This is a genomic window from Mycobacterium ulcerans subsp. shinshuense (genome assembly GCF_002355775.1).
Taxonomy (GTDB): Bacteria; Actinomycetota; Actinomycetes; order Mycobacteriales; family Mycobacteriaceae; genus Mycobacterium; species Mycobacterium marinum.
In genome coordinates, this window is sequence record NZ_AP017624.1 from 2,309,547 (window position 1) to 2,336,195 (window position 26,649).

Consider the following 26,649-nt stretch of genomic DNA (forward strand, 5'->3'; position numbering starts at 1 on the left):
TCAACAACGCCGGAGCCCTGGGGATCGGGCGAAAAACAAGGTGCGGGTAGTCAGCCGCGCGGACACCGCAACCGCGTCGTCGCCAAGGGCGGAATTTTCTTCGGCGGTCAGCCAATGCGCCCTGACGTGCTCGGGAAAACCTGCGTCGTCGATGATGCCGGTTGCCAATGCGTAGTGGTGGGCGACCGTCTCCAGCGAGAGTTGATAACTGTCGCAGGGGACTTCGGCGGCAGCTAGCGCGGCCCGGTCACCGACGTTGCCGCTGGCGTCGGGGTGGTTCAAACTCCAGTGCCAGGCGGCCACCTGCTCCAATGCGGGCAGGTAGGCCCACCGATCGCTGGCGCACAAGCTCAGCAGCGAAAGTACGTCGATATCGGCAACGTCAATGGCGTCGATCGCGGGCTCGGCGCTCTCCGCGGCGTCCAAAGCCACCGGCGTCGGCGGTGACCAGCGTTGCCGCCAGCGCTCCGACCACACGGTCGGGGGTGGGCCGGGCCGCACGGCGGTACTGGCTTGACCGCGGAGCACTTCTTGAAGCGCGAGCACCGCATCGGCGTGTTTGATGTCCACTCGCAGAGACCTCAACTGCTTTGCCAGATTCTGGCTCTCGCCGGCGCCAACGGTGTCCAGCAGGCGATTCCAGGTCCGCTGGGTAAACGGTGTACTGCGGGCCGTGTCGATCAGCTGATCCGCTAAAGCTGCTGATAGCAAACCGGATTCGACGGCGTGCGCCAAGGTTTGCCGAATGTTGACCAGCGCATCGACGAAGATGGGATAACCGTCTTCGGGATCGCCGTGCACCATCCCCGCCTCGTCGTCTGCTTCCAGCAGCCCGTCCCGATATCCTTCGAAAACCCAGCCGTAACCCTCCATACCGAACGGGTGCAGCTCGGCGGCTCGCAATGCTCCCATGCTGCACGAACCGACGACCCGAATGCCGTCGGAGATCAGGGTCAGCAGTTCCTTGTGACGCACCGATGCCTGCTGGAAGAACAAGCCGTCGACAATGAGCAGCGCATCGCCGGGCCGCAGCCCGTAACCAAGAGCGTGGCCGAACGCGATCGGCGGCACCACCTCAGCGTGGGGCACCACGGCGTGCACGTCGTCGGCGCTGATCGTGGGCCCGGCCGTGACGACGATCCGTCCGCCGGTTGTCGTGAATGTCACTGGTGCTCCTGCAGCGGGGTTCGCATCGGCGAGGCTATCGAAGCGGACAAACCGGGGGCTATCACCTTCACCACCGGAACGCAGGCGTCGGCGAATTCGCAGACGACCGCGAGCGGCTCGGTGCCAGAACGTTTGGTCACCGCGGTCGCTGCGGTGGCCAGCAGCTCGCCCAGCGAATTGGTGTAGTCGATGTGCCACGCGGTGGGTTCGGCGTCGGGCATCGATTGCATGGATCGGTGCACCGCCGCATAACTGTGAACCCGGGCGAACCGGTGGTAGATCGCTGAGGGCAGGTCCTCGCGGGCTCCGCTGATGGCGGTCAAGCGCGATTGTGCGGCTTCGGTGATCGCCCTGGACAGGGCGACATTGGGGTCATGGTGAAGTCCGCTGCCGCTGAACGGAACTTCCAACATCGGCGACGTCAGCTCGGCGGCGAAGCAATAGAAGCCGTCCCACGTGTCGATGCGAGCGACCTGCACTTCGCTTCCAGCTTGGTGGATCATTTCGACCAATTCGGCGCAGTCGGAGCGGGCGACGTCCTCGAGGGGGACATGGAAAAGGGTCGATCCGGGCTCGGCGGTGGCCATGCCGTGGCGCTCCATGATCTCGTAGAGCGCGTGCACTGTCGCTTCGTGGTAGCTGTTGCCCGAAGCCAATCCGGTGGTGTCCATGCCGAACATCGGAGGTCCGCAGGAGAATCGTTGACAGCGACATTCACCACGGTGGACAGCCACGGCACGAAGGTCCGTCGGCCGCTCAACAAAGTTGTCGCGACCATCCAGTCGAGCTTGGCCGAAGGGTGATACAGACTGCCTGCCGGCCGGTTGAGGTCGGCTGGGTCGTAGGTCAGCTCCGCCGTGAGATCCCTTGCCGGCGTTGCCAACATGGTGGGCGTGACGTTTTCAGCGTGCCAGTTTTCCAGGGACTCCATCACGGCCGACACCTGAGCGGCCCGGTAAGTGGTGGCTTTTCCCTGGCTCACCGACAAGGTCAGGGAGGCGGGGCGCACCGCCTGCACGGTGGGAATCCCGAGATCGTCGAGCCAGGTGAGGTCTGCGACTCGGGTGATTCCGGCTTGCGCCAGCAGCGGTTGGACCGCCTGCCAGGTTTGATCGGGAGAAATGGTCCGGTGAGTACCGGCTCGATGCCCGATCGTGGTGGGGTCGGCGTGCCCGAGGACTCGAACCGGCCAGTGCGACCAATCCGGACCGTTCGGCTTTTGGGGCAACTGCCGCGTACCAAGCCGGGGCGGTTTGGACATTGCTTCACACTACTCAGTTGGAGCCGGCACAGGGGCCATGAAAAGTCGCTGAAAAAGATCCAGCGGGATCTCATCGCGGGGGAGAGGGGGCGGCGATGAGACCCCGCTGGCAGTCGGGGATCAGATGAGCGCTGAGCTCTCTCTGTCTGCTGTGCGAAGTGGTGTTCGGCGGGGATCTCAGTACTTGGGGGGGCGAAAGAGGTCCCCGCCAATTGGTCTATTTAGTTGCGGTGCTGGTCGCGGGTTCGTTCTCTTGTTTCGTTCCCGCGCTGAAAACCATTCTGCGGGGGGCGCGACGCCGCTGCTATCCCACAACCAGCTGATTGGAAGGGGAAATTCGGCTCCCCCAACCGCCCGATACTCCTTGTCCCCCGATTGGGGGTCAAGGAGCGGCTGTCCTAGCGCCTGGCCCCCTCACCACCTGCGGCAAAACGCGTTAGTGTGCAAACCTTTACCCCACCGAGGCGTGAATGTGACTGTCGTTGAGCACTGTTGTTACACGGTGATTTGTGCGTCCGGAGCTCCACGACTGACAGGTGAAAACGGGTGATGACACAGCAGTCAGACGGTGCACCACGGACCTGCCGCGCGGGCGGACCGGCGCTGGCCCTTCGATTCCTGGCGTTGACCGCCGGGGTGTTCGGGGGGTCGGCGGCCGTGGCGGCTCCGATACACGCAGACATGATGGGCAATGCCTTCCTGACGGCTCTGAACAACGCCGGCATCTCCTGCAGTCAGCCCGCCGCAGCCATGGCAATGGGCAGGTCGGTGTGCCCGATGGCGGTGGAGCCAAACGGGACGTTCGAGTCCGTGGTGGCCAGGATGGTCGACAAGAACGGGATGCCCCGCGAGACCGCGGCCGCGTTCACCGTGGTCGCGATAGCGACCTATTGCCCAGCGGTGATCTACCCCCTGCTGCCCAACCGGCTGCAGGCCTGACCCACTGGGCCCATCCGGGCTGATTGTGAGCCTGCCCGGCGTGCCCGTAACCTCTAGCGAGTGGTCGACGACAGGCACGGTCGCGGTGGGCAGCGACGACTGCGATCGGCGTCGAGCGATGCACCACGGCGCGGTCCACGGCGGGATCGTGACGGTTCGTGGTCGGGCCCGGGCCGAGCGCGTCCGGCTCAGCCGCAAAACGCATCCGGTGACGGGACCCGCGCGCGGCCGGAAGGTCCGGCGGTGCCGCCCGGCGTGGACGCCAAGCAACTGGCACCCGAGATCCGGCGTGAATTGAGCACCCTGGATCGGGCGACCGCTGATGCAGTCGCCCGCCACCTGGTGGCAGCCGGAGAGCTGCTCGATGAGGACCCGCAGGCCGCGTTGGCGCACGCGCGTGCGGCTCGGGCGCGCTCCAGCAGGATCGCCGTGGTTCGTGAAGCCGTCGGCATCGCGGCCTATCACTGCGGTGATTGGGGTCAGGCCCTGGCCGAGTTGCGAGCGGCGCGCAGGATGGGCAGCAAGTCCGCGTTGCTGGCGCTGATGGCTGACTGCGAGCGTGGCCTCGGGCGCCCGCAACGGGCCATCGATCTGGCCCGCGGTCCCGAAGCGACGCAGCTCAGCGGTGACGACGCCGACGAGTTGCGGATTGTCGCCGCGGGGGCCCGGGCAGATCTTGGACAGCTGGAGCAGGCGCTGACCCTGTTGTCCACACCGCAGCTGGATCCGGACCGGACCGGCTCGACCGCGGCTCGGCTTTTCTATGCCTACGCCGACACGTTGCTGGCGCTCGGCCGTCGCGACGAGGCGTTGCATTGGTTTCTGCGTTCGGCGGCCGCCGATAGCGAAGGCGTCACCGACGCCGAGGACCGAGTCGACGAACTGGCCGAGTAGCGGTGAAAAACATTGCGCAGGAATATGACTGCCTGCTGATCGACCTGGACGGGACGGTGTTCCGCGGCAGCCAGCCCACCGAAGGCGCGGTTGAGTCGCTGGATGAGGTCACGGCGCGCAAGCTGTTCGTCACCAACAATGCGTCGCGCAGCGCCGGCGAGGTCGCGGTGCACTTGCGCGAGCTCGGTTTCACGGCCACCAGCGAAGACGTTGTCACCAGCGCTCAGAGTGCCGCTCATCTGCTGGCCGCCGCCCTGCCACCGGGTTCGAAGGTACTGGTCGTGGGCACCGACGCGTTGGCCGACGAAATCAGCGCGGCCGGTCTGCGTCCGGTGCGCCGTTTCGAGGACCAACCCGATGCGGTCGTCCAGGGGCTTTCCCTGACCATCGGGTGGCCCGAGCTTGCCGAGGCGGCGCTGGCCATCCGGGCCGGCGCGTTGTGGGTGGCCGCCAATGTCGACAAAACGCTGCCCACCGAGCGCGGTCTGCTGCCGGGCAACGGATCGTTGGTGGCCGCGCTGCGAACCGCCACCGGCGCACAGCCCCAGGTGGCGGGCAAGCCCGGGCCACAACTGATGAAAGACGCCGTGGGGCGTGGCGACTTCCGTGCTCCGCTGGTGATCGGCGACCGGCTGGACACCGATATCGAGGGGGCCAACGCCGCCGGGTTGCCCAGTCTCATGGTTCTCACCGGGGTCAGCAGCGCACGGGATGCGGTGCATGCCGATCCCGTTTGCCGGCCCACATATATCGGCCATGACCTGCGCTCGCTGCGCCAGGACCGCGCCACGTTGGCGGTAGCACCGCAGGCCGGCTGGCGAGTGCAGGTCGACGGCGCGGCGGTGACGGTCAGTGCCAACGGCGAGCAGGCGGGCGACGATTTGTCGATCGTCCGTGCCGTCGCGTGCGCGGTGTGGGATGCCCAGTTCGACGGCCGGCCGTTCACCGTGAACGGCGGTGACGGCCACGCGTGGGAGGGCCTGCACCGCTGGTCCCTGGTGCACAGCGAGTAGCGGCCAACTAGCGTAGGGAGTCCGATGACTATTGATCCTGACCAAATTCGCACAGAAATCGAATCGCTACTCGCTCAATTGCCCGAGGTCGCGGATGGTGCAAACGGGCCGTCTCTGGCTGAGCTGGAAGACATTGCCCGTCGCCTTTCAGAGGCACACGACGTGTTGTTGCAGGCCTTGGAGTCGGCGGAGAAAGGTTGAGTGCGGCGTGGCACGGCGTACCCGCGTTGACGCCGAGCTGGTGCGCAGGGGACTCGCACGTTCCCGCCAGCAGGCCGCGGAATTGATCAGCGCCGGCAAAGTGCGTATCGATGGCCTGCCGGCGGTGAAGCCGGCCACCGCCGTGGCGGCTACGGCCGCGCTGACGGTTGCTGCCGACAGCGAACGCGGCTGGGTATCACGCGGAGCCCACAAGCTGATCGGTGCCTTGGACGCTTTCGGCATTGACGTGCACGGCCGTCGCTGTCTTGATGCGGGCGCGTCGACCGGGGGGTTCACCGAGGTGCTGTTGGACCGCGGCGCCGCCGAGGTGGTCGCCGCCGACGTCGGGTACGGCCAGCTTGCGTGGTCACTGCGAACGGATCCGCGGGTGATTGTCATCGAGCGGACCAACGTTCGCGATCTTTCCCCGGCGGCCATAGGCGGGCAGGTCGACCTGGTGGTGGCCGATTTGTCGTTCATCTCGCTGACCACGGTGTTGCCCGCGCTGGCTGCGTGTGCTTTGCCGCACGCCGATATCGTTCCGATGGTGAAGCCACAGTTTGAGGTCGGCAAGGGCCAGGTCGGTGCTGGCGGAGTGGTGCAAGATCCCGCTCTGCGCGCCGGGGCGGTGCTGTCGGTCGCGCGGCGCGCCGGGGAGCTGGGCTGGCACACCGTCGGTGTCACGGCAAGCCCCCTGCCCGGTCCGTCGGGAAACGTCGAATACTTCCTGTGGCTGCGCGCCCAGACCGATCGGCCGTTGTCCGATGACACGCTCTCGGATGCGATCCAAACTGCCGTGGCCGAAGGTCCGGGCCGAGAACCGTCCGGGCACGCGGAACGAGGCCCGCAGTGACCGCCACCCGTACCGTCCTGCTGGTGGTCCACACCGGGCGCGACGAAGCCACTGAAACCGCACGACGGGTTGAGAAGGTCCTGGGTGACAACGGTATTGCCCTTCGGGTGCTCTCGGCGGAGGCGGTAGACCGGGGGTCGCTGCATCTGGCGCCCGACGACATGCGGGCCTTGGGCATCGATATCGAAGTGGTTGACGCGGATCCGCGCGCCGCCGACGGCTGCGAGTTGGTCTTGGTGCTCGGCGGCGACGGCACCTTCCTGCGGGCCGCTGAGCTGGCCCGCAACGCGCAGATTCCGGTGCTCGGCGTCAACCTGGGGCGGATCGGCTTCCTGGCCGAAGCCGAGGCCGAGGCCATCGACCGGGTGCTCGACCATGTGGTGGCGCGCGACTACCGGGTAGAGGAACGCCTGACGCTGGACGTCGTCGTGCGCAAGGCCGGCTGCGACCTCGAAAAGGGATGGGCGCTCAACGAGGTCAGCCTGGAAAAGGGACCCCGGCTGGGAGTGCTGGGGGTGGTCGTCGAAATAGACGGGCGATCCGTGTCGGCGTTCGGATGTGACGGGGTGTTGGTGTCGACTCCGACCGGATCCACCGCCTATGCCTTCTCGGCGGGTGGTCCGGTGCTCTGGCCGGATCTGGAAGCGATTCTGGTGGTGCCCAACAACGCCCACGCCCTGTTCGGGAGGCCGATGGTGACCAGCCCCGAAGCCACGATCGCCGTCGAGATCGAGCCGGACGGGCACGACGCCATGGTGTTCTGCGACGGTCGCCGCGAGATGTTGATGCCTGCCGGCAGCCGGCTGGACGTGACCCGTTGCGATACCCCGGTGAAGTGGGCCCGCCTGGACAGCGCGCCGTTCACCGATCGCCTGGTTCACAAGTTCCGCCTGCCGGTAACCGGCTGGCGCGGGAAATAGCGGCTCGCACCTGTGCTGACCGAGATACGAATTGAATCGCTTGGCGCCATCAGCGCCGCGACCGCGGAGTTCGATCGTGGCCTGACCGTGCTGACCGGCGAGACAGGCACCGGCAAGACGATGGTGGTCACCGGACTGCACCTGCTCGGCGGTGCCCGCGCCGACGCCAACCGGGTTCGCTCGGGTGCTGACCGCGCGATCGTCGAGGGCCGTTTCACCACCGTCGATCTCGACCAGAGCGCGACCGCACACCTGGATCACATGCTCGACGCGTCGGGGGCAGATCGTGACGAGGACGGCAGCGTGATCGCGCTGCGGTCGGTCAGCAGCTCCGGTTCCTCGCGGGCGTATCTGGGCGGGCGCAGCGTGCCGGCCAAGTCGTTAAGCAATTTCACCAACGAACTCCTCGCCCTGCATGGGCAGAACGACCAGCTGCGGCTGATGAGGCCCGAGGAACAGCGCGGGGCGTTGGACCGCTTTGCGACCAGCGCCAGCGCACTACAGCGCTACCGCAAGCTGCGTGACACCTGGCTGTTGGCACGACGCGATCTGCTGGACCGCCGCAACCGGGCCCGAGAGCTGGCCCAGGAGGCGGATCGGCTGCAGTTTGCGCTCGACGAGATCGACACCGTCGACCCGCAGCCCGGGGAAGACGACGCGTTGGTGGCCGACATCGCGCGGCTCTCCGAGCTGGACACCCTGCGCGAGGCCGCGTCGGCGGCGCGCGCCGCGTTGTCGGGCGCATCGGAAGAAGCATTCGGGACCGGTGCCGCCGAGTGTCTGGGCCGGGCCCGAGCGGCCCTGGAATCCAGCGACGACGCCACCCTGCAGGCCCTGGCCAAGCAGGTCAGCGACGCGCTGGCGGTGGTCTCCGATGCGGCCGGGGAACTCGGCTCCTATGTGGATGCCCTACCGGCCGACGCCAGCGCTTTGGACACCAAGCTGGCTCGCCAAGCGCAATTGCGCACGCTGACCCGCAAGTATGCCGCCGACATCGACGGGGTCTTGGCGTGGGCGAAGGACTCACGCGCCCGGCTGGCCGCACTCGACGTGTCCGAGGAAGGTCTGGCAGCGCTGCAACGCCGTGCCGGCGAGCTGGAGCATGAAGTCGCGCAGGCGGCGGCCGAGCTCAGCAAGACGCGGGCCAAGGCGGCCAAGCGGCTGGCCAAGGAGGTCACCGCCGAGCTGTCCGCTTTGGCGATGGCCGATGCCGAATTCACCATCGCCGTCGGCGTCGAGGTGGCTGACGAGGACGATGCCGTCGCGTTGACCTTGCCGACCGGTGAGCGGGTGCGCGCCGGTGGTGACGGCGTCGACCTGGTCGAATTCGGCTTCGCGGCGCACCGTGGAATGACGGTGCTGCCGCTGGCCAAGAGCGCGTCCGGCGGCGAGCTGTCCCGGGTGATGCTGGCGCTCGAGGTCGTGCTGGCGGCATCGGCGGCCGGCACCACGATGGTTTTCGACGAGGTCGACGCCGGCGTCGGCGGCTGGGCGGCAGTCCAGATCGGGCGCCGCCTGGCGCGGTTGGCGCGCACTCATCAGGTCATCGTCGTCACGCACCTGCCGCAGGTCGCCGCGTACGCCGACGTGCATCTGATGGTGCACGGCACCAAGGGCGGTGCCAGCGAGGTGCGGCGGCTCTCCGACGATGAGAGCGTCGGCGAGCTGGCCCGGATGCTGGCCGGGCTCGGGGAGTCCGACAGCGGTCGTGCGCATGCCCGTGAGCTGCTCGATACCGCGCGGAACGACAAGGATTAGCCGGCGATTAGTCAGCGCGCGTCGCTGTCTTGTTGAAGTACGGCAACAATTCGGCGAACAACCCCGCAATGGGGTTGTGACAGGTGTGACGACATATAACTTATGGGGCTGATGTTACGGCGCGCCTCCCCGCCTAGGCCGCGCTTCACCGACAGAATCGCCCCCATGAAGATGTCTGCGCTTCTGTCCCGTAACACCGCTCGGCCCGGCTTGATCGGCACCGCCCGGGTTGATCGGAATATCGACCGACTGCTGCGCAGGGTGTGTCCCGGTGACATCGTGGTCCTCGATGCGCTGGACCTGGACCGCATTACCGCAGACGCGCTGGTGGAATCCGGTGTGGCCGCCGTCGTCAACGCTTCGTCGTCGGTCTCGGGCCGCTATCCCAACCTGGGCCCCGAGGTGTTGGTCAACAACGGCGTCACCCTCATCGACGAGACCGGGCCGGAGATCTTCAAGAAGGTCAAGGACGGGTCCAAGGTCCGCCTCTACGAGGGCGGCGTGTACTCGGGTGACCGGCGGCTGATCCGCGGCACCGAGCGCACCGATCATGACATTGCCGATCTGATGCGGGAGGCCAAGAGCGGACTGGCTGCCCACCTGGAGGCGTTCGCCGGCAACACAATTGAGTTCATCCGCAGCGAAAGCCCGTTGTTGATCGACGGAATCGGCATTCCCGATATCGACGTCGACATGCGCCGCCGGCACGTGGTGATCGTCGCCGAAGAGCCGAGCGCCGTCGATGATCTGAAGTCTTTGAAGCCGTTCATCAAGGAGTACCAGCCTGTTCTGGTCGGTGTCGGCACCGGCGCTGACGTGTTGCGCAAGGCGGGCTACCGGCCGCAGCTCATCGTCGGCGACCCCGACCAGATCAGCACCGAGGTGCTCAAGTGCGGTGCCCAGGTGGTGTTGCCCGCCGATGCGGACGGCCACGCCCCGGGGCTCGAGCGGATCCAGGATCTCGGGGTCGGTGCGATGACATTTCCCGCCGCCGGCTCGGCCACCGATCTGGCGCTGCTGCTAGCCGATCACCACGGCGCGGCGCTGCTGGTCACCGCCGGTCACAACGCCAACATCGAGACGTTCTTCGACCGCACCCGGGTGCAGAGCAACCCGTCGACCTTCCTGACCCGGCTGCGGGTGGGGGAGAAGCTGGTTGACGCCAAAGCCGTCGCAACACTGTACCGCAACCACATTTCGGCCGGGGCGATTGCGTTGTTGGCCCTGACGATGCTGATCGCCATCATCGTTGTCTTGTGGGTGTCACGCACCGATGGGGTGGTGGTGCACTGGATCGTCGACTACTGGAACCGCTTCTCCCTTTGGGTGCAGCACCTGGTCACCTAACTTTTCGAGGACGGTGCTTCTATGATCTCGTTACGCCAACACGCGATCTCGCTGGCGGCTGTCTTTCTGGCACTGGCGATCGGGGTGGTGCTGGGTTCGGGCTTCTTCTCGGACACCTTGCTGTCGAGTCTGCGTAACGAGAAGCGCGATCTCTATACGCAGATCGGCACTCTCAATGATCAGCGCAACGCTCTCAACGAGAAACTTAGCGCAGCAAACGATTTCGATAATCAGATGCTGGGCCGCATCGTCCATGACGCTCTTGCCGGGAAATCGGTGATCATCTTCCGGACTCCGGATGCCAGTGACGACGACGTCGCCGCGGTGACAAAGATCGTCGCGCAGGCCGGGGGCTCGGTGCCCGGAACCGTGTCGCTGACCCAGGAGTTCGTCGAAGCCAACTCCGCGGAGAAGCTGCGCTCGGTGGTGGACTCGACCGTCCTGCCGCCCGGCACGCAACTGAGCACCAAGCTCGTCGACCAGGGATCGCAGGCCGGGGACTTGCTCGGGATCGCCCTGCTGACCAGTGCCAAACCGGACCCGGCGGCGGGCCCGGGAGTGGACGACGCCCAGCGCGACACCGTGCTGGGCGCCCTGCGGGAAACCGGCTTCATCACCTATCAGCCCAGCGATCACATAGGCGCAGCAAACGCCGCCATCGTGATCACCGGCGGTGCGCTGCCCGCCGATGCCGGCAACCAGGGCGCCAGCGTGGCGCGATTCGCCGCGGCGCTGGCGCCGCACGGGTCCGGCACCGTGCTCGCCGGTCGGGACGGCTCCTCGACCGGCGCCGCGGCCGTCGCGGTGGCCCAGGCCGATGCCGGGATGGCGGCCACCATCAGCACGGTCGACGATGTAGACGCTGCCCCCGGGCGGATCACCACGATCCTTGCCCTGCACGATCTCATCAACGGCGGTCATCCGGGGCAGTACGGCACCGGCCACGGTGCGACGTCGGTCACGGTCGCTCAGTAACTCCACTCGGGCGTGTTATCCGCGGGCTGGCGCTGCGGATGTTAGGGTGGGTTTCCGTGGGTCGGCAGGCCTAGCTGGTTGCGGCTAGGAATGTCCGAAGAATTCAAACCCTGCCCGTCTTCACGGAGGTCGCTCACTTGCGTAGGCATCCGCAAACCGCTACTAAGCACCTCTTCGTCAGCGGTGGTGTCGCTTCTTCACTCGGCAAAGGACTGACGGCAAGCAGCCTCGGTCAGTTGCTGACCGCCCGCGGTCTGCGGGTGACCATGCAGAAGCTCGACCCGTATCTCAATGTCGATCCGGGCACCATGAACCCGTTCCAGCACGGTGAAGTCTTCGTCACCGAAGACGGCGCCGAAACCGACCTCGACGTCGGCCACTATGAGCGATTCCTGGATCGAGACCTGTCCGGGTCGGCGAATGTCACCACCGGGCAGGTCTATTCGACGGTGATCGCCAAGGAGCGCCGTGGCGAGTACCTCGGCGACACGGTTCAGGTGATCCCGCACATCACCGACGAGATCAAGCGGCGCATCATGGCGATGGCCGAGCCCAACGCGGACGGCCGCCGCCCCGATGTCGTCATCACCGAAATCGGCGGCACGGTAGGCGATATCGAATCTCAGCCATTCCTCGAGGCTGCCCGCCAGGTGCGCCACGACCTGGGGCGCGAGAACGTCTTCTTTCTCCATGTGTCGTTGGTCCCGTACCTGGCCCCCTCGGGGGAGCTCAAGACCAAGCCGACCCAGCACTCGGTGGCCGCACTGCGCAGCATCGGTATCACTCCGGACGCACTCATCCTGCGCTGTGACCGTGATGTTCCCGAAGCGCTTAAGAACAAGATCGCCCTGATGTGCGACGTGGACATCGACGGCATCATCTCCACCCCGGCCGCGCCCTCGGTCTACGACATCCCCAAGGTGTTGCATCGCGAGGAACTCGACGCGTTCGTGGTGCGCCGGCTCAACCTGCCCTTCCGCGACGTCGACTGGACCGAGTGGGACGACTTGCTGCGCCGGGTGCACGAACCAAAGGAAACGGTTCGAATTGCTCTGGTGGGTAAATACGTTGAGCTTTCCGACGCTTACCTGTCGGTCATCGAGGCAATACGGGCCGGCGGATTCAAACATCGGGCCAAGGTCGAAATCAGCTGGGTGGGCTCCGACGACTGCCAGACCGACGGCGGCGTCGCCAGCGCCTTGGGCGACGTCCACGGGGTACTGATTCCCGGCGGGTTCGGTATCCGGGGCATCGAGGGCAAGATCAGCGCCATCAGCTACGCGCGGTCGCGCGGTTTGCCGGTGTTCGGGCTCTGCCTGGGGCTGCAGTGCATTGTGATCGAAGCCGCCCGCTCGGTGGGGCTGACCGAGGCCAATTCGGCCGAGTTCGAACCCGGTACACCCGACCCGGTGATCTCCACGATGGCCGATCAGGAACACATCGTGTCCGGCCAGGCCGATCTGGGCGGCACCATGCGGCTCGGTGCCTATCCCGCCGTATTGGAATCGGGTTCCATTGTGGCCGAGGCATATCAATCGACCAAGGTGTCCGAACGGCACCGGCACCGCTACGAGGTCAACAATGCCTACCGGGAGCGGATTGCCGAAAGTGGGCTGCGCTTCTCGGGGACCTCACCTGACGGCCACTTGGTGGAGTTCGTCGAATATCCGCCCGAGCAACACCCGTTCGTGGTGGGCACCCAGGCTCACCCCGAGCTGAAGAGCCGGCCTACCCGGCCGCATCCGCTGTTCGCCGCGTTCGTCAAGGCGGCTATCGACTACAAAGAGGGCGAGCTGCTGCCGGTGGAGATGCCCGAGCGGGTTTCCAACGGCGCTGAGCGGCGCGATCAGGTCGGGCAGTCGATACCTGAGCCCGCAAACCGTGGCTGAGCACGACTTCGAGACGATCTCGTCCGAAACCTTATATACGGGGGCCATTTTCGCGCTGCGTCGAGATCGGGTGCGGATGCCCGGTGACACCACTGCCGTGCGTGAAGTCATCGAGCATTACGGAGCGGTTGCCATCGTCGCGATGGATGACAACGGCAATATCCCGATGGTCTACCAGTACCGCCACGCGTTCGGGCGGCGGCTGCTGGAACTTCCCGCCGGGCTGCGCGATGCCGCGGGAGAACCCTCCCATGTCACCGCGGCGCGCGAACTGCATGAGGAGGCGGGTCTGCAGGCCGAGCACTGGCAGGTGCTCATCGACCTGGACTCCGCGCCCGGATTCAGCGACGAGTCGGTGCGGGTCTATCTGGCCACCGGGCTCAGCGAAGTCGAGCAGCCCGAGGGGCATCACGAAGAAGCCGATATGACGGTGCGGTGGTTTCCCCTCACCGAGGCGGTGAGCAAGGTGTTCACCGGCGAGATCGTCAACGCCATCGCGGTGGCCGGCGTCTTGGCCGCCCACTCCATCTCCACCGGGCTGGCCCAGCCGCGCCCGCTGGACAGTCCCTGGATCGACAGACCGACGGCGTTCATGGCGCGGAAGAACTCGCGGTGAGCACCCTGACCCTGGACACGCAGTTGCAGGGTTATCTCGACCATTTAGCGATCGAACGTGGCGTTGCCGCCAACACGTTGAGCGCCTACCGGGGGGACCTGCGCCGCTACTCCAAGCACCTCGAAGATCGGGGGGTCACCGATTTAGCCAAGGTGGGCGAGGACGATGTGAGCGAGTTCCTGGTCGCCCTGCGACGGGGAGATCCCGAATCCGGAGTGCTCGGGCTGTCGGCGGTGTCGGCGGCCCGAGCGCTGATTGCGGTGCGCGGGTTGCATCGGTTCGCGGCCGCGGAGGGACTGGCCGCGCTGGATGTGGCGCGCGCCGTGCGTCCGCCCACACCGGGCCGAAGGCTGCCCAAGAGTCTGACCATCGATGAGGTGCTGGCCCTGCTCGAAGGTGCCGGTGGCGACAATCCGGCGGACGGCCCGCTGACGCTGCGCAACCGGGCATTGCTGGAGCTGTTGTATTCCACCGGGTCTCGGATCTCCGAGGCGGTCGGACTCGATGTCGACGATATCGATACGCAGGCCAGGACGGTGTTGTTACAGGGCAAGGGCGGTAAGCAGCGGCTGGTGCCGGTGGGGCGTCCCGCGGTACAAGCCTTGGACGCCTATCTGGTGCGCGGACGTCCGGAGCTCGCCCGCCGCGGCCGCGGCACCCCGGCGATTTTCCTCAACGCGCGCGGCGGTCGCCTGTCGCGCCAAAGCGCTTGGCAGGTGTTGCAGGATGCGGCCGAACGTGCCGGCATCACCTCGGGGGTATCGCCGCACATGCTGCGCCATTCGTTTGCGACTCATCTGCTGGAAGGCGGCGCGGATGTCCGGGTGGTGCAGGAGCTTCTGGGTCATGCCTCGGTGACAACGACGCAGATCTACACGCTGGTCACCGTGCACGCGCTGCGCGAAGTGTGGGCGGGCGCGCACCCCCGGGCCACCTAGCGCCAGTCACCCCAAGTAGTCGGATTCGAGCACCAGATCCGATACCAGGGTCTGGTACTCGAGGTGGGTCTTGTGCTCGGTGGTGTCCCATAGCGTGCCCTGATGGTGCCGCATGTATTCGTGGTACTCGGGAGCGCCGGGCACCTTGACGTTGTCGGCCACCACGATCGAGCCCCGATGCAGCCACTCCCGGTCCAGGATGCTTTGCAGGTCGTCGAGGTAGGCCTTCTTGTCGTGATCGACAAAGACGAAATCGAGCGCACCGGGGGCGAATCCGTGCTCGGTCGCGAGTGCGTCCAGGGTGCGTCCGCCGTCGCCAATGGTGCCCACGACACATGTCACGCGATCGGCAACGCCGGCATGAGCCCAGATCTGCCGGGCGTTGGCGGCGTTGGCTTCGGCGAGTTCGACGGAGTGCACCTTGGCCTGCGGTGCGGCCCGCGCGATCCGCAGCGCGCCATACCCGCAGTAGGTACCCAGCTCCAGCGCCAGTGCCGGATCGGCGCGCCGCACCGCGGCATCGAGTAGTAGTCTCTTCTCGTCGCCGACGTTGACCAGGATGGACTTTTCGTAGGCGAACTTGTCGATGGTGGCCAGCACGTCGTCGATATCGCCGGCGCGGGCATGCGCGAGCACATAGTCGACAGCCGCGGCCTCGCGGCCGTCGCCGACCTGGCCCGTTCTGAGCAGGGTGCGAAATGCCAGCGCCAGGCGCAATACCGACCACCGCAACGGAGCGAAGCGTGCGTTGAGCCTCATCGAGTCCACGCTACCGCTTTCGTGGGCCAGTTGATTTCGTCACATCGCGCGCCATTTGACCAGGCACGTTCGAGCTGCGCGGTGTTAGCATCAATTGTTTGGAAAAGCTAGTTTGACACGCCGAATTTTCAAGAAATTGTCGAACAAGTGAGCACGGCTATGAATCGCGATCGCGCCAGATCCGAGGCAACCGCAGGCCAGCGCTGCGGTCTGTGGCTCAGCGGCGCCCGGGGGTCGGTGGCAACTACGTCGATCGTCGGTTTGTATGCGCTGAGCGCGGGTCTGGTATCTGAAACCGGTTGTGTGACTTCGAATGCCGACTTTGCCGACGTGCCGCTGCCGAACTACTCCGATTTTGTGGTGGGCGGACGAGACCTGTCCACCACCTCGTTGGTCAAACGCGCGGAAACCCTGGTTGAAGCCGGACTTCTGCCGCACCAGGTGGCGGCCACACTCTCCGATCGGCTGGCAGCCACCGACGACGAGATCGTGGGTCCTTCTTGTGTGGCCACGCCGGATCCCTGCAGTGCGGGTGCGAGCACCCAAGCCGAACTGATCGACCGGCTCTGCGATGCGATGGCCTCGTTCGTTTCGCGTCATGGTTTGGATGGTTTGGTTGTCATCGATGTCGCGTCGACCCAGCCGCCGGTTGCCGATCTACCGGAGTATCGCGGCCCGCAACTGTTGCGTCTGGCGCTGGGCGAGAAGAACCGAGCGCTGCTGCCGGCGAGTGCGCTGACGGCGCTGGCCGCGATACGTACCGGTGCCGCCTATGCCTGTTTCACGCCGTCGCCGTCTTTGGGTATCCCCGCGCTGCGCCAACTCGCTGCCGAGGCTGACATCAGCTACGCGGGTCAGGATGCCAAGACAGGCCAGACCTTGCTGCGCACGGTGTTGGCGCCGATGTTTGCCAGCCGCGCGATGAACGTTCACTCATGGGCCGGGTCGAACTTGCTGGGGGGCGGTGACGGCGCCACCTTGGCCGACCCGGTCGCGGTGCAGTCCAAGCTCGCCAGCAAGCAGCGCGGCATCCAGCAGATGCTCGGCGGCCATGTCACCGCTCCGCTGCACATCGACTACGTGCCCGATCTGGGGGAAACCAAGGTTGCGTGGGACTTCATCCATGCAACGGGATTTCTGGGCGGCCAGATCACGCTGCAAACTACCTGGTCTGCACCGGATTCCGCGTTGGCTGCGCCGCTGGTTCTCGACGTGGCACGACTTCTGTCGATGGCCCGAATGCGAGGCGCGCAGGGCGTGGTGGGGGAGCTCGGCTTCTTTTTCAAGGAGCCGTGGGGATCCTCGACGCACTCCTTGGCGGCGCAGTACGAAGCACTGCACCAGTGGGCCAACTCCTTCTCGACACCGGATTCAGCTGAGCTGTGAAACCCAAGGCGTACCTCGACCTGATGAGGGCGCCTGCTGCACTTACCGTTCTCGGTGACAGCGTCGTTGGCGCGATGTGGTCAGGACGCCCGTTGGGAGGACGGCGCCTGGCGCTACCGCTGGCATCCGCCCTGTTGTATTGGAGCGGGATGGTGCTCAACGACTGGGCCGACCGCAAGCGTGACGCCGTTGAGCGTCCCGAGCGTCCGATTCCCTCCGGCGACGTGTCACCCGCGGCGGCGCTGTCGGCGGCCACCATCTTGGCCGCCGCCGGAGTCGCCGCAGCGGCGGCGGCGGGAGGCCGCCGGGGCCTGGCCGCCGCGGGCCGCATCACGCTGTGTGTGGTGGCCTACGACGTGGCTGCCAAGGACACCGCGGCCGGGCCCCTGGTGATGTCGGGCTGCCGGTTCTTCGATGTCATGCTTGGCGCCGCCCCACATTATCGCCGCGCCCTGATTCCCGCCTCGGTCATCGGCCTACACACCACCGCGATCACGGTGCTATCCCGCAGCGAGGTAACGGGATCCGACCGCCGCATGCCGGCTCTGGTAGGAGGTGCCGCTGCGGCGGTGGCGACATCGGCCGTTGCCGCCACAGCCGATGGGCCAGCTGGATACCGCGTGGCGCTGCCGGTTGCGGTCTACTCCTGGGCATTCGGGCCCGGGTTGTGGAACGCGTGGCAGCAACCCACCGCTGAGGCGATTCGCAGCGCGGTACGTAGCGGAATCGCCTCGATGATCGCGGTACAGGCCATGCTGGCCGCGCGCTCACCGCGGTCGCGCACGATGCTTGCGCTGTGCGGTCTTGCTATTGGCCTGCGGCTGAAAGTTTCTGCGCCGAAACCCACCGAGGTGACCTGATGCACGTTGGCTACAACACCAATAGCTTGGCTGATCATCCGATTGCTGAAGCGCTTGCTTTGATCGCCGAAGAGGGTTACAGCGCCGTCGCCTTGACCGTTGGCTATCCGCACGTGCGGCCTATGGACTCCGATCTCGGCGCGCAACTCGATGCACTGGGTTGCCTGCTGGACACATACGGATTGACGGTGGCAATCGAGACGGGCGCCCGCTATCTGCTGGATCCGCACAACAAACACAAACCGTCACTGGTCGATGTCGCCGCGCAGCCGCGCATCGAGTTCTTGCAGCGGGCAATCGATATCGCTGCCGAACTGGGGGCAACCTGCGTATCGCTATGGTCAGGATATTCGGTCAGCTACAGTGACGCCGCCACCACGCGTGACCTCTTGCCCAGCAGGCTCTCTCGCCTGGTGGAGTACGCAGACCGCAAGTCGGTCATGCTGGGCTTCGAGCCCGAACCGGGCATGTTTGTGGAAACCGTCCAACAGGCGCTGGGGCTGTGCAGCGAGTTGGGTGATCCTGCGCGACTTGGCATCACGCTCGACGTCGGACACTGCGTGATGACCGAGCCCGCCGGGGCCGAGGCGGCAATCGCGGAACTGGGGGACAAGCTGGTCAACGTCCACCTGGACGACATGACACCGCTCAAACATGAACACCTCGAATTCGGTTACGGCGCACTGGATCTAGGTGCGGTGATGGACGCTCTGCAGGTCGCGGGCTTCGCCGGGGTGGCTTCCGTCGAGCTGCCCCGACACGCCCATGACGCACCCAAGGTGGCGCGCCGCAGCATGAATTCGATCAAGCTTGCCCAGCTGCCCCTGCAGGTTCGCACGTGGATCGCGGAGGCCGCCGCGGTGCTACGGCGGGACCCCGAGAAGGTTCTGGAGCTCTTCTCCGGCGCGCAGTGCCAGATGCCGGCCTCCTCGGATGAGGCTACTGTCTTGGCGCGCGGGCGACTGGTTGCCACTCTGGTGGCCGAAACCCCGGACGTCACCGCGGGTCCGCTGATCGACAAGTTATACCGGTGGGGCGATAGCGACGAGCGCCTCGGCGTCTTCTGCGGTCTCGAGACTGCGGCATCGGAGGAGACGCTGGGGCCCGACGCGACCAGGGTCGGTGTGGGCCTCGCCGAAGATGCCCTGCGGTGCAACGATCCGCGCCTGGTCGCCGCGGCGCTCGGCGGGTTCGGCGCCCGATTCCTGGCCCAGCACAGGTGGCGTGACGGAGTGATGAAGTTGGTCTTCATGGGTGTCCCACTGCGCGGCGTATCGGGCTTGCGCAGTCGCGCTGACACCGAGTTGGGTCGCATGGCGACGGATTACGCAAGTGAACGCGCTGCGGCCGGCCGAATGATCCCGGCCGATGCCCAGCTGCTGCAACGATTGTGTGCTACCGAAGCGGAGGCTTTGAAGTGAGGATCTTCGACCCGCACATCCACATGACATCACGCACCACAGACGACTATGAAGCGATGCATCGAGCGGGTGTGCGCGCGGTCGTCGAACCGGCCTTCTGGCTGGGGCAACCTCGCACCGGCCCGTCCTCATTCATCGACTATTTCGACAGCCTCATCGGCTGGGAACGCTACCGGGCATCACAGTTCGGGATTGCCCACAACTTCACCATCGCGCTCAATCCCAAGGAAGCCAACGACAGTCGATGTCGGGAGGTGCTTGATCAGATCCCGCGGTACCTGTCGAAGAGTGGGGTTGTTGCCGTCGGTGAGATCGGCTACGACTCGATGACCCCGGAGGAAACGGCGGTATTCGAGACACAGTTGGAGATGGCGGCCGAACGTGGTCTTCCTGCGCTCGTTCACACTCCTCACCGCGACAAGCTCGGCGGCACTTTGGCCAGCATCGAAGTGGCCGATCGGGTAGGGATCGACCCTGGCCTGGTACTGCTGGACCACCTCAATGAGGTGACCATTGAACCCGCGCGCGACAGCGGTTGTTGGATGGGCTTCTCCATCTATCCGGATACCAAGATAGACGAAGCACGGATGGTCGTGCTGATGCAGCGGTTTGGACTGGACCGGATGATCGTCAACTCAGCCGCGGATTGGGGGCGATCCGATCCGCTCAAGACGGCCAAGACCGCGCAGGCGATGCTGACCGCAGGCTTCACCGACGACGACGTCGACCGGGTGCTGTGGCGCAATCCCGTCGAGTTCTACAGCCAGAGCGGACAGCTTCGCTTGCTCAGTGATGAGCAGGAGGCGGCGTTTGCCGGCAACACCATAAATCGTGGGGAAAAGCCGTGATGTTGTCCTACTGCAGCAATGTTGTTGCAGGGGAGAACATGTCAGCACTAGAACAGCGGCTGGCAACGGTGTTTGCGCCGGCACGCGAACTCGCCGGCGTCGAAACGCTGGGCGTGGGGCTATGGTTACCCGCCCGCACCATGGCCGGCCTGGCCGATGACCCCGCCGCGCGCCGTCGGCTGGCGGCGATTCTGGCGCACCATGGGCTCGCTGTGGTGACCATGAATGCCTTTCCCTATGGCTCCTTCCACGGAACCTCGGTGAAGCACGCCGTGTATCGGACGGATTGGACGACGCCAGAACGCATTGCCTACACGCGCTGCTGTGCCGAGGTGCTCAGCGAGCTACTCGGCGACACGGACCATGGCACCATTTCGACGCTGCCGTTGGGCTGGGCTGAGCAGTGGAGCGATGAGTCCGAAGCGGCGGCGCTGCGCAACTTGTCGGCGCTCGGCGATGAGCTGCGGCAAATCGAAGAGCACACCGGGCGCCGGATCCGGTTGGCTATCGAACCAGAGCCGGGCTGCGTCATCGGATCTTGTCGGGACGCAATCGAGTGGTTTGGCCGGGCCAATTTGGACCCCCGATACCTGGGTCTGTGCTTGGACACCTGCCACCTGGCCGTGATGCACGAGACCCCGGGCGAGGTAGTGAGCGGGCTGGCCGGAATCGGAGTCGGGGTGGTAAAGATCCAGGCATCCAACGCAATCCAGATTGATGACCTCGCAGACGAGCGTGTGGGGCAAGCCTTTGCCGAGTTGTCGGGGTCGCCGTACCTGCACCAGGTCAACGGTGTCACCGGTGATGGGCAACCGTGGTTTCGTGATGACCTTTCGTTCGCGGACCCGTCGATACCAAGATCGGGTAGTGCCAGGGTGCACTACCACGTTCCGCTTCATCTCGACCCGCCCGCGCCGCTGCGCACCACCTCACACATCTTGGCCGAGGTGATGACCATGTTCAGTAACGGGACGCTGTCAGGGAGGGTCGACATGGAGGTCGAGACCTATACCTGGGAGGTGCTTCCGGCGTCGCTTCGCAAAGCCAGCCTGGCCGAAGACATCGCCGGCGAGATCGGCTGGCTTGACCAGCTTTTGCGGGTAGGGGATCCGGCGTGACTCAACGGGTGCTGCTGATCAACGTGGTGGGGCTCACCGAGCCGCTGCTGCCGAACATGCCCAATCTCGCCGCGTTGGCGGCTCGGGGTGCGATGCGCCATCTGGACCCGGTGTTTCCGGCGGTCACCTGTTCGGTGCAGTCGTCGATGGTCACCGGCTTGATGCCCAATCAGCATGGAATTGTCGGCAACGGCTGGTACTTCCGTGAACTGGGCGAAGTTCTGCTGTGGCGCCAGAGCAATAAGCTGGTTGCGGGGGAGAAGATTTGGGAGACCGCGGCCAGTCGTTTCACTGGATACACTTCGGCGAACGTCGGGTGGTGGTATGCGATGAATGCCAGCAACGATGTGATCGTGACGCCGCGGCCGGTGTATCACCAGGATGGACGCAAGTCCCCGGATTGCTATGTCGTCCCGTCGGACCTGCACGACATCTTGACCGACAAGCTGGGGATGTTTCAGCTGTTCCAGTATTGGGGTCCGACCGCCAACATCACGTCGTCACGCTGGCTGGTGGATGCGTCGATAGAGATTCTGCAGCGCTATTCACCCACCTTGCTCACCGCCTATATTCCGCATCTGGACTACGACTTTCAACGCTACGGCCCGCACTCGGCCGCCGCGAGCACAGCGGCAGCCGATGTCGACACGGCGTTGGGGCCATTGCTGGGCTACGCCGCGGAGCATGACCTGACGACCATCGTCGTCTCCGAGTACGGGATCTCTGCGGCGCAACGGCCGGTGGACATCAATCGGATGCTCAGGACCGAGGGGTATCTGAGGGTCTACACCCAGCAGGGCCGCGAGTACCTGGATCCTTGGACCTCGCGAGCTTTTGCGGTGGCCGACCATCAAGCGGCGCACGTGTATGTGCGCGATGAGTCCGATATCGCCACAGTGGCCAGCCTGATCAAACGGCTGGACGGGGTGGACGACGTGTTGGATCGAAGCAAGCAGCAGGCGTGGTCGATTGATCACCCCCGGGCCGGAGAGTTGGTGGCTGTCGCCGAACCTGCGGCGTGGTTTACCTACTACTACTGGCTCGATGATGATCGGGCCCCGGAGTTCGCGCCCTGCGTGGACATTCACCGCAAGCCTGGCTATGACCCCGCCGAGCTGTTGATGAACCCCGATGATCGGGCCGCCAAGGCCAAGGCTGCCGCCGCACTCGCCAAGAAGTGGCTGGGGCTTCGCTACACCATGAACGTCATCGCCCTCAACGGTGCCGCGGTGGGAGGCACCCACGGAAGACTTCCCGACTCTGATGAGGAACGGCCCGTGATCATCACGTCTGCCCCCGGAACTGTTGGCGGCCACGTCGGGGCGGCTGCCGGTAACCGCCGTCCGCGACCTCGTTCTCAACGCCCATGATTCGTAGATACTCGGCCGTGCCCAACGCGTATTTGACGCCACCTTCGCGCGGGTGGCCGATATGAACTCCAGCGGCTGAAGGTGCCATTAATGGGTATGATTATGCGATGACTTCTCGAAAGGGTCTGTCTGGCGGCGCCGCAATAAGCCCGTTGGGTTTGCCGCAAAAGCACGACCTGGAAACGGGCATTCATGCAATGGTGACCGTCGCCAAGTCTGATGGCCTCTCGGAGATGGACGAGAGCCTCCTCGAGGCGGCAAGTAGGTATCTCGCCGATTCCGAATTCGATTGGAAGAAAGTCGCCGATCATCCGGCCGGCCGGAAATTGCTGCCGCTGGGATCCGAGGTGGCTAGACGCTGCGCATTGTTTTTGATGACCGCCGCGATCTTCGCGAAGGGAAAGGTTCAGCTACCTAGGGTCGAGGCGACCCTGAGCATCGCGACAGCGTTGGGCTGCCATGACGGCTTCCTGGACGATCTGCACTACATTGCCCGTGGCCGCGAGTTCATCGGCGGCATCCGAATCAAGGCAAAGCTCATGGGCGGCCATGGCACGTCGCCTATCCAGGTTGCGAAGGGCTTCTGGGACAACATGTCCGGCTATCTCGGGATTTCGACCGACCCCGTGCTGGCTGCGTCCTATCCGAAACTGGGCCTGCTCGAATCCAAGTCGATCGGACGCGAGCTGTGGGCACACTATGTGCGCAATGGTCTGAGATTTCCGGGGGAGAAGGGAACGACGGGAGAATTCATCGTTCCCCATGACGTCGCACACGTGCTGTCGGCCTATTCGACCGAGCCGCCCGGTGAGATCCTTGCCGGAGCGTTCTCGGCGGGATACAAAGCCCGAAACCCCTTTGCGCCGCTGCTTCTGGTTCTCCTGCAGTTTCAGGCCCGAATAAAGATTGACTTCCGCTCGGAAGTGACGATTTCACAACTCGATCCTGCTGGCTATATGGATGCTTTTCGCCGTGGTCTGGAATGCAATACCGATCTCACATTCGGTAGTTGGGATTGGCGACTCTATTCCGAGGAAGCGGTGGCAGAGATTCGCGAGAAGTTGACGATTCCGCCGCAGGCGGCACCCGCCGTGCAAGGCGGCACCTATACCGAAGTGTTGTGAAGGCCGCTGGGCCAGCCGCGCTACCGATTGACTTCGGTGTCGGAGTGCTCTGCTGGTTGTGGCGGCGGATTCCTCCGGACGGCCGGCGGCTTTTTCGGCAGGAATGCCACCGGGACGAACATCAGCGCGACTAGTCCGACGGCCACCACGAACACCACCGCGTAAGCGTGCGAAAGGTCGTGCATCAGGACGAGGGGGAAGTCTGGGGTGCTGGCTCGTTCGGGCATCAGCGACTGGTCGACCGGGACGCCGCTGCGGGCAGCGTCGGCGCGCAGGCTGTCGATCCGGTGCGCCGCGGAGATGTTTGCGCTGCGGTTGAACTGGCTGGTGAGGATCACCGACATGAGGGCCGTTCCAATGGATGCGGCCACTTGCTGATTGACGTTGATCAGGGTTGAACCCCGAGCGATCTGATGCGGTGTCAGCGTCTGCACCGCCACCGCCGATAGGGGCATCATCGTGGCGCCCATGCCCAGGCCCATGATCGTCAGCCCGGTGATCAGGGTCGGCAGATAGGCGGCATTGAGGGAGACCCCGATGGCGAAGAGGCCCATCCCCGCCGCGATCAGCCTCACGCCGACCATCAGGACCTTTCCAGCCCCACGCTTGTCCATCAATGCGCCGGCGATCGGCATCGTCACCATCGCCCCCAGTCCGCGCGGGACCATGCTCATTCCGGCCTGCATCGGCGTCTGGCCCAGCAGCTCCTGGAAGTAGCTCGGGAATAGCAGCCCCGCGCCGAAGAACGACGCCGCGAACAGAAACATCGCCACGTTGGCGAGCGTGACCACGCGATTGTCGAACAGGCGTAGATCGATCAGCGGATGGTCGGCCCGGTAGAGGGCATGCAACACGAATCCACCGATGAGCACCAGGCCGACGGCTGCGGGGAGCCAGACATGGCGATCGGCAATGGTGCCGCTTGCGGGCAGGGCCGAGACACCATAGAGGAAGGTCGCCAACCCCGGTGATAGCAGCAGCATCCCGATGACATAGAAAGATTCCGAAGGTTCAGGGCGGTCCTTGGGAAAGACGACGGCGGCAAGACCCACCGTGATCAGCCCGATCGGGAGGTTGATCCAGAAGATCCACTCCCAGCCGAAACGATCGATCAGCCAGCCGCCCAGCACCGGACCGAAGACCGGTCCCAGCAACATGGGAATTCCGAGCACGGCCAATACCCGGCCGAGCCGCGCCGGACCGGCTTCCCGGGTCAGCATGGTCAAAACCAGCGGCATCAGCATCCCGCCGCCGAGACCCTGTATCACTCGAAAAGCGATGAGAGCGGAGATGTTTGGGGCCAACGCACACAGCAGGGACCCGGCGCTGAATGCCAGCAGCGAGGCGATGAAGGGGCGCTTGGTGCCGAACCGATCGGCTACCCAGCCGGCCAGTGGGATCACCGCGGCCAGCGCCAGCGTGTAGCCGGTCATCGTCCAGGCGACGATGGCCTGCGGGGCGTCGAAGGTGGAGACGAAAGTGCGCTGCGCGACGGTGACGACCGTGGTGTCTACGATCGCCATCATCGAGCCAAGGACACAGACTCCGGCGATCTTCAGCAGCCTGGCGTCGAGCTGGTCGGAACTGCCCTGCTGGCCGGTGTCTGGCACGGTTGTGGCTCCTAGCAACTCGCCATCGGCGGACAAGGCCCGTCGCCTCGATGCCGCCTCGAACTCACGGTCATCGGTGGGCGCCGGCCAACGCCGCCGAAGCGACGACGAGCTGGTACCGATGACATGGCGCGGAAAGTGTCAGCCCGCGAACGGTGGCCGTGCCATCACGGTGACCCGGAACCCGTAGCGGGGACCGGCTCCGGCCGCGGCACCGCCGGGGCCGCCGGCCAGCGGCATTCCGCCCAGCAGGCTTCCGGGTGCGGAGGCCTCTGGCGGGTTGACGATGTCGCTGGCCAGGGGGCCGCCCGCACTCACGCTTGGGGGCACGTCGAGGCCCGATCCCGGCCAGGAAGGCGGCACCGACAACTTGCCCAGGGCGGACGCGTTGCCCAGCCCGGCACCGATTGGCCCCGCGCCGCCCAAGGCTGCGGGTGCGGCGCCGGCGGCGGCCTCCGCTGCGCCGGCACCGGCGGCGGCGGCTTCGGCTTCGGGGCCGATCAACCCGAGCGCCCGCTCGGAGGTGATGAGGCTGCTACCGATACCAATCGCGAAGTACGGCAGACTCACCGTGTTGTAGAACAGCTGGGAAATCGGTAGATACCAGTTGACCAACCAGTCGATCCACGTCGCCGGTGAGGCGGCCGACGTCAGCGCCGAGGCGATCGGCGACGTCAGGCTCGTCAGTGCGTTCGGCAGCTGCGAAATGACTCCGGCCAGCGTGCTCTGCGCCGCGCCCGCCGCGGTGGCCGCGGCGGTGGAGGTGGCATTGGACTGCAGCGCCGAGGCGGCGGGATTGGCGGTTTCCGGCGGCGGGGTGAACGCGGTGATCTTTGTGGCGCTCGCGGAGGACCCCGCGTAGGTGTACATCGCCCTGGCGTCCTGCGCCCACATCTCGGCGTACTGCGCTTCCAGGGAAGCGATCTCGGCGGTGTACTGCCCGTAGATGTTCCGCGCCATCAGGGTCATCAGCTGCATGCGATTGGACGCGATCAGGGGCGGGGGCACCACGCCGGTGAACGCGGCCTCAAACGCGGCGACCGCGGCTTCTGCCTGCTTGGCCGCCTGTTCGGCTTGCACCGCGGTGGAGCGCATCCACGTCACATAGGGCGTGATCGCTTCCAGCATCATCGCGGAGGCCGGTCCGAACCACTCTTCGCCGGATAGCGCCTTGATCACTCGCTCGTAGCCGTCGGCGGTGAACGAGAGCTCGGAAGCCAACCGGTTCCAGGCGGAGGCGGCGGAGACCATCGGCGTCGAGCCCGGCCCGATGTACATGCGCCCGGAGTTCACCTCCGGTGGCAAAGCCCCAAAATCCATCGCTACGAACTCCTTGCCTTGTCGCGGCCCGCCGTCGAGGCGCTCATGTCCGAACTGATATC

The 26,649-nt window shown here is 65.5% G+C and carries 22 protein-coding genes and 2 pseudogenes; 19 read left to right on the forward strand and 5 right to left on the reverse strand.

The window, feature by feature from the left end; translation table 11 throughout:
* Positions 1-24: 24 nt before the first annotated feature.
* Together SHTP_RS10425 and SHTP_RS10430 are read right to left on the reverse strand one after the other, a co-directional pair.
* Positions 25-1,167, reverse strand: a pseudogene (locus tag SHTP_RS10425) (TfuA-like protein); the annotation flags it as partial.
* A pseudogene (locus SHTP_RS10430) lies at positions 1,164-2,428 on the reverse strand (YcaO-like family protein). The pseudogenes SHTP_RS10430 and SHTP_RS10425, both read right to left, overlap by 4 nt.
* Before the next feature lie 549 nt (positions 2,429-2,977).
* Here SHTP_RS10430 and SHTP_RS10435 point away from each other — a divergent pair.
* The 12 genes from SHTP_RS10435 to xerD all read left to right on the forward strand — a co-directional run bounded on the left by SHTP_RS10435 (position 2,978) and on the right by xerD (position 14,771).
* Complete coding sequence (locus SHTP_RS10435; RefSeq protein ID WP_096370544.1) at positions 2,978-3,367, forward strand: DUF732 domain-containing protein; 390 nt, start codon at positions 2,978-2,980, stop codon at positions 3,365-3,367.
* A gap of 60 nt (positions 3,368-3,427) precedes the next feature.
* Positions 3,428-4,261 (forward strand): tetratricopeptide repeat protein, encoded by an 834-nt coding sequence (locus SHTP_RS10440; RefSeq protein ID WP_172900532.1) that lies wholly within the window; start codon positions 3,428-3,430, stop codon positions 4,259-4,261.
* A 2-nt stretch (positions 4,262-4,263) separates the two neighbouring features.
* Positions 4,264-5,274 carry an HAD-IIA family hydrolase gene (locus SHTP_RS10445; RefSeq protein ID WP_096370545.1) on the forward strand — a complete coding sequence of 337 codons (1,011 nt, stop codon included), beginning with the start codon at positions 4,264-4,266 and terminating at the stop codon, positions 5,272-5,274.
* A gap of 24 nt (positions 5,275-5,298) precedes the next feature.
* Positions 5,299-5,475: a hypothetical protein gene (locus SHTP_RS10450; protein WP_012394238.1), complete on the forward strand. Its 177-nt coding sequence runs from the start codon at positions 5,299-5,301 to the stop codon at positions 5,473-5,475.
* 7 nt (positions 5,476-5,482) lie between these two features.
* Entirely contained in the window at positions 5,483-6,328 is an 846-nt protein-coding gene (locus SHTP_RS10455) for a TlyA family RNA methyltransferase (protein ID WP_096370546.1), read from the forward strand.
* Positions 6,325-7,248 (forward strand): NAD kinase, encoded by a 924-nt coding sequence (locus SHTP_RS10460; RefSeq protein ID WP_096370547.1) that lies wholly within the window; start codon positions 6,325-6,327, stop codon positions 7,246-7,248. The genes SHTP_RS10455 and SHTP_RS10460 overlap by 4 nt, the downstream gene beginning before the upstream one ends.
* 12 nt (positions 7,249-7,260) lie before the next feature.
* Positions 7,261-9,006 carry a DNA repair protein RecN gene (recN, locus tag SHTP_RS10465; protein WP_096370548.1) on the forward strand — a complete coding sequence of 582 codons (1,746 nt, stop codon included), beginning with the start codon at positions 7,261-7,263 and terminating at the stop codon, positions 9,004-9,006.
* A gap of 165 nt (positions 9,007-9,171) precedes the next feature.
* Positions 9,172-10,353 carry a putative cytokinetic ring protein SteA gene (gene steA / locus SHTP_RS10470; protein WP_096370549.1) on the forward strand — a complete coding sequence of 394 codons (1,182 nt, stop codon included), beginning with the start codon at positions 9,172-9,174 and terminating at the stop codon, positions 10,351-10,353.
* A gap of 21 nt (positions 10,354-10,374) precedes the next feature.
* A complete protein-coding gene (locus SHTP_RS10475; RefSeq protein ID WP_096370550.1) occupies positions 10,375-11,328 on the forward strand; it encodes a copper transporter in 954 nt (317 codons plus the stop codon).
* Between the two features lie 137 nt (positions 11,329-11,465).
* Positions 11,466-13,217, forward strand: coding sequence for a CTP synthase (locus tag SHTP_RS10480; RefSeq protein WP_096370551.1), 1,752 nt, complete (start codon positions 11,466-11,468; stop codon positions 13,215-13,217).
* Complete coding sequence (locus tag SHTP_RS10485; protein ID WP_011739798.1) at positions 13,210-13,833, forward strand: NUDIX domain-containing protein; 624 nt, start codon at positions 13,210-13,212, stop codon at positions 13,831-13,833. Before SHTP_RS10480 ends, SHTP_RS10485 begins: the two co-directional genes overlap by 8 nt.
* Positions 13,830-14,771 (forward strand): site-specific tyrosine recombinase XerD, encoded by a 942-nt coding sequence (gene xerD, locus SHTP_RS10490; RefSeq protein ID WP_096370552.1) that lies wholly within the window; start codon positions 13,830-13,832, stop codon positions 14,769-14,771. The genes SHTP_RS10485 and xerD overlap by 4 nt, the downstream gene beginning before the upstream one ends.
* 6 nt (positions 14,772-14,777) lie before the next feature.
* On the opposite strand, the gene SHTP_RS10495 is transcribed toward xerD, so the two are convergent.
* On the reverse strand, positions 14,778-15,530 hold the full coding sequence (locus SHTP_RS10495) for an O-methyltransferase (RefSeq protein WP_096370553.1): 753 nt from the start codon (positions 15,528-15,530) through the stop codon (positions 14,778-14,780).
* A 159-nt stretch (positions 15,531-15,689) separates the two neighbouring features.
* Here SHTP_RS10495 and SHTP_RS10500 point away from each other — a divergent pair, with 159 nt between their 5' ends.
* The 7 genes from SHTP_RS10500 to SHTP_RS10530 all read left to right on the forward strand — a co-directional run bounded on the left by SHTP_RS10500 (position 15,690) and on the right by SHTP_RS10530 (position 23,657).
* Complete coding sequence (locus SHTP_RS10500; protein WP_096370554.1) at positions 15,690-16,916, forward strand: inositol-3-phosphate synthase; 1,227 nt, start codon at positions 15,690-15,692, stop codon at positions 16,914-16,916.
* Positions 16,917-16,939: 23 nt separating this feature from the next.
* Positions 16,940-17,776 (forward strand): SCO3242 family prenyltransferase, encoded by an 837-nt coding sequence (locus SHTP_RS10505; RefSeq protein ID WP_223161392.1) that lies wholly within the window; start codon positions 16,940-16,942, stop codon positions 17,774-17,776.
* Entirely contained in the window at positions 17,776-19,197 is a 1,422-nt protein-coding gene (locus tag SHTP_RS10510; RefSeq protein WP_096370555.1) for an EboA domain-containing protein, read from the forward strand. The genes SHTP_RS10505 and SHTP_RS10510 overlap by 1 nt, the downstream gene beginning before the upstream one ends.
* Positions 19,194-20,045, forward strand: a complete 852-nt coding sequence (locus SHTP_RS10515; protein WP_096370556.1) for a TatD family hydrolase — start codon at positions 19,194-19,196, stop codon at positions 20,043-20,045. Before SHTP_RS10510 ends, SHTP_RS10515 begins: the two co-directional genes overlap by 4 nt.
* Positions 20,045-21,163, forward strand: a complete 1,119-nt coding sequence (gene eboE, locus SHTP_RS10520) for a metabolite traffic protein EboE (RefSeq protein ID WP_096370557.1) — start codon at positions 20,045-20,047, stop codon at positions 21,161-21,163. Before SHTP_RS10515 ends, eboE begins: the two co-directional genes overlap by 1 nt.
* Positions 21,160-22,533 (forward strand): alkaline phosphatase family protein, encoded by a 1,374-nt coding sequence (locus tag SHTP_RS10525; protein ID WP_157756309.1) that lies wholly within the window; start codon positions 21,160-21,162, stop codon positions 22,531-22,533. The genes eboE and SHTP_RS10525 overlap by 4 nt, the downstream gene beginning before the upstream one ends.
* 107 nt (positions 22,534-22,640) lie before the next feature.
* A complete protein-coding gene (locus tag SHTP_RS10530; protein ID WP_096370558.1) occupies positions 22,641-23,657 on the forward strand; it encodes a hypothetical protein in 1,017 nt (338 codons plus the stop codon).
* A 20-nt stretch (positions 23,658-23,677) separates the two neighbouring features.
* Here the strand turns inward: SHTP_RS10530 and SHTP_RS10535 are convergent, their stop codons facing one another.
* Together SHTP_RS10535 and SHTP_RS10540 are read right to left on the reverse strand one after the other, a co-directional pair.
* Positions 23,678-25,267 (reverse strand): DHA2 family efflux MFS transporter permease subunit, encoded by a 1,590-nt coding sequence (locus tag SHTP_RS10535; RefSeq protein WP_096372414.1) that lies wholly within the window; start codon positions 25,265-25,267, stop codon positions 23,678-23,680.
* A 141-nt stretch (positions 25,268-25,408) separates the two neighbouring features.
* Positions 25,409-26,587 carry a PPE family protein gene (locus SHTP_RS10540; protein WP_096372415.1) on the reverse strand — a complete coding sequence of 393 codons (1,179 nt, stop codon included), beginning with the start codon at positions 26,585-26,587 and terminating at the stop codon, positions 25,409-25,411.
* Positions 26,588-26,649 lie beyond the last annotated feature (62 nt).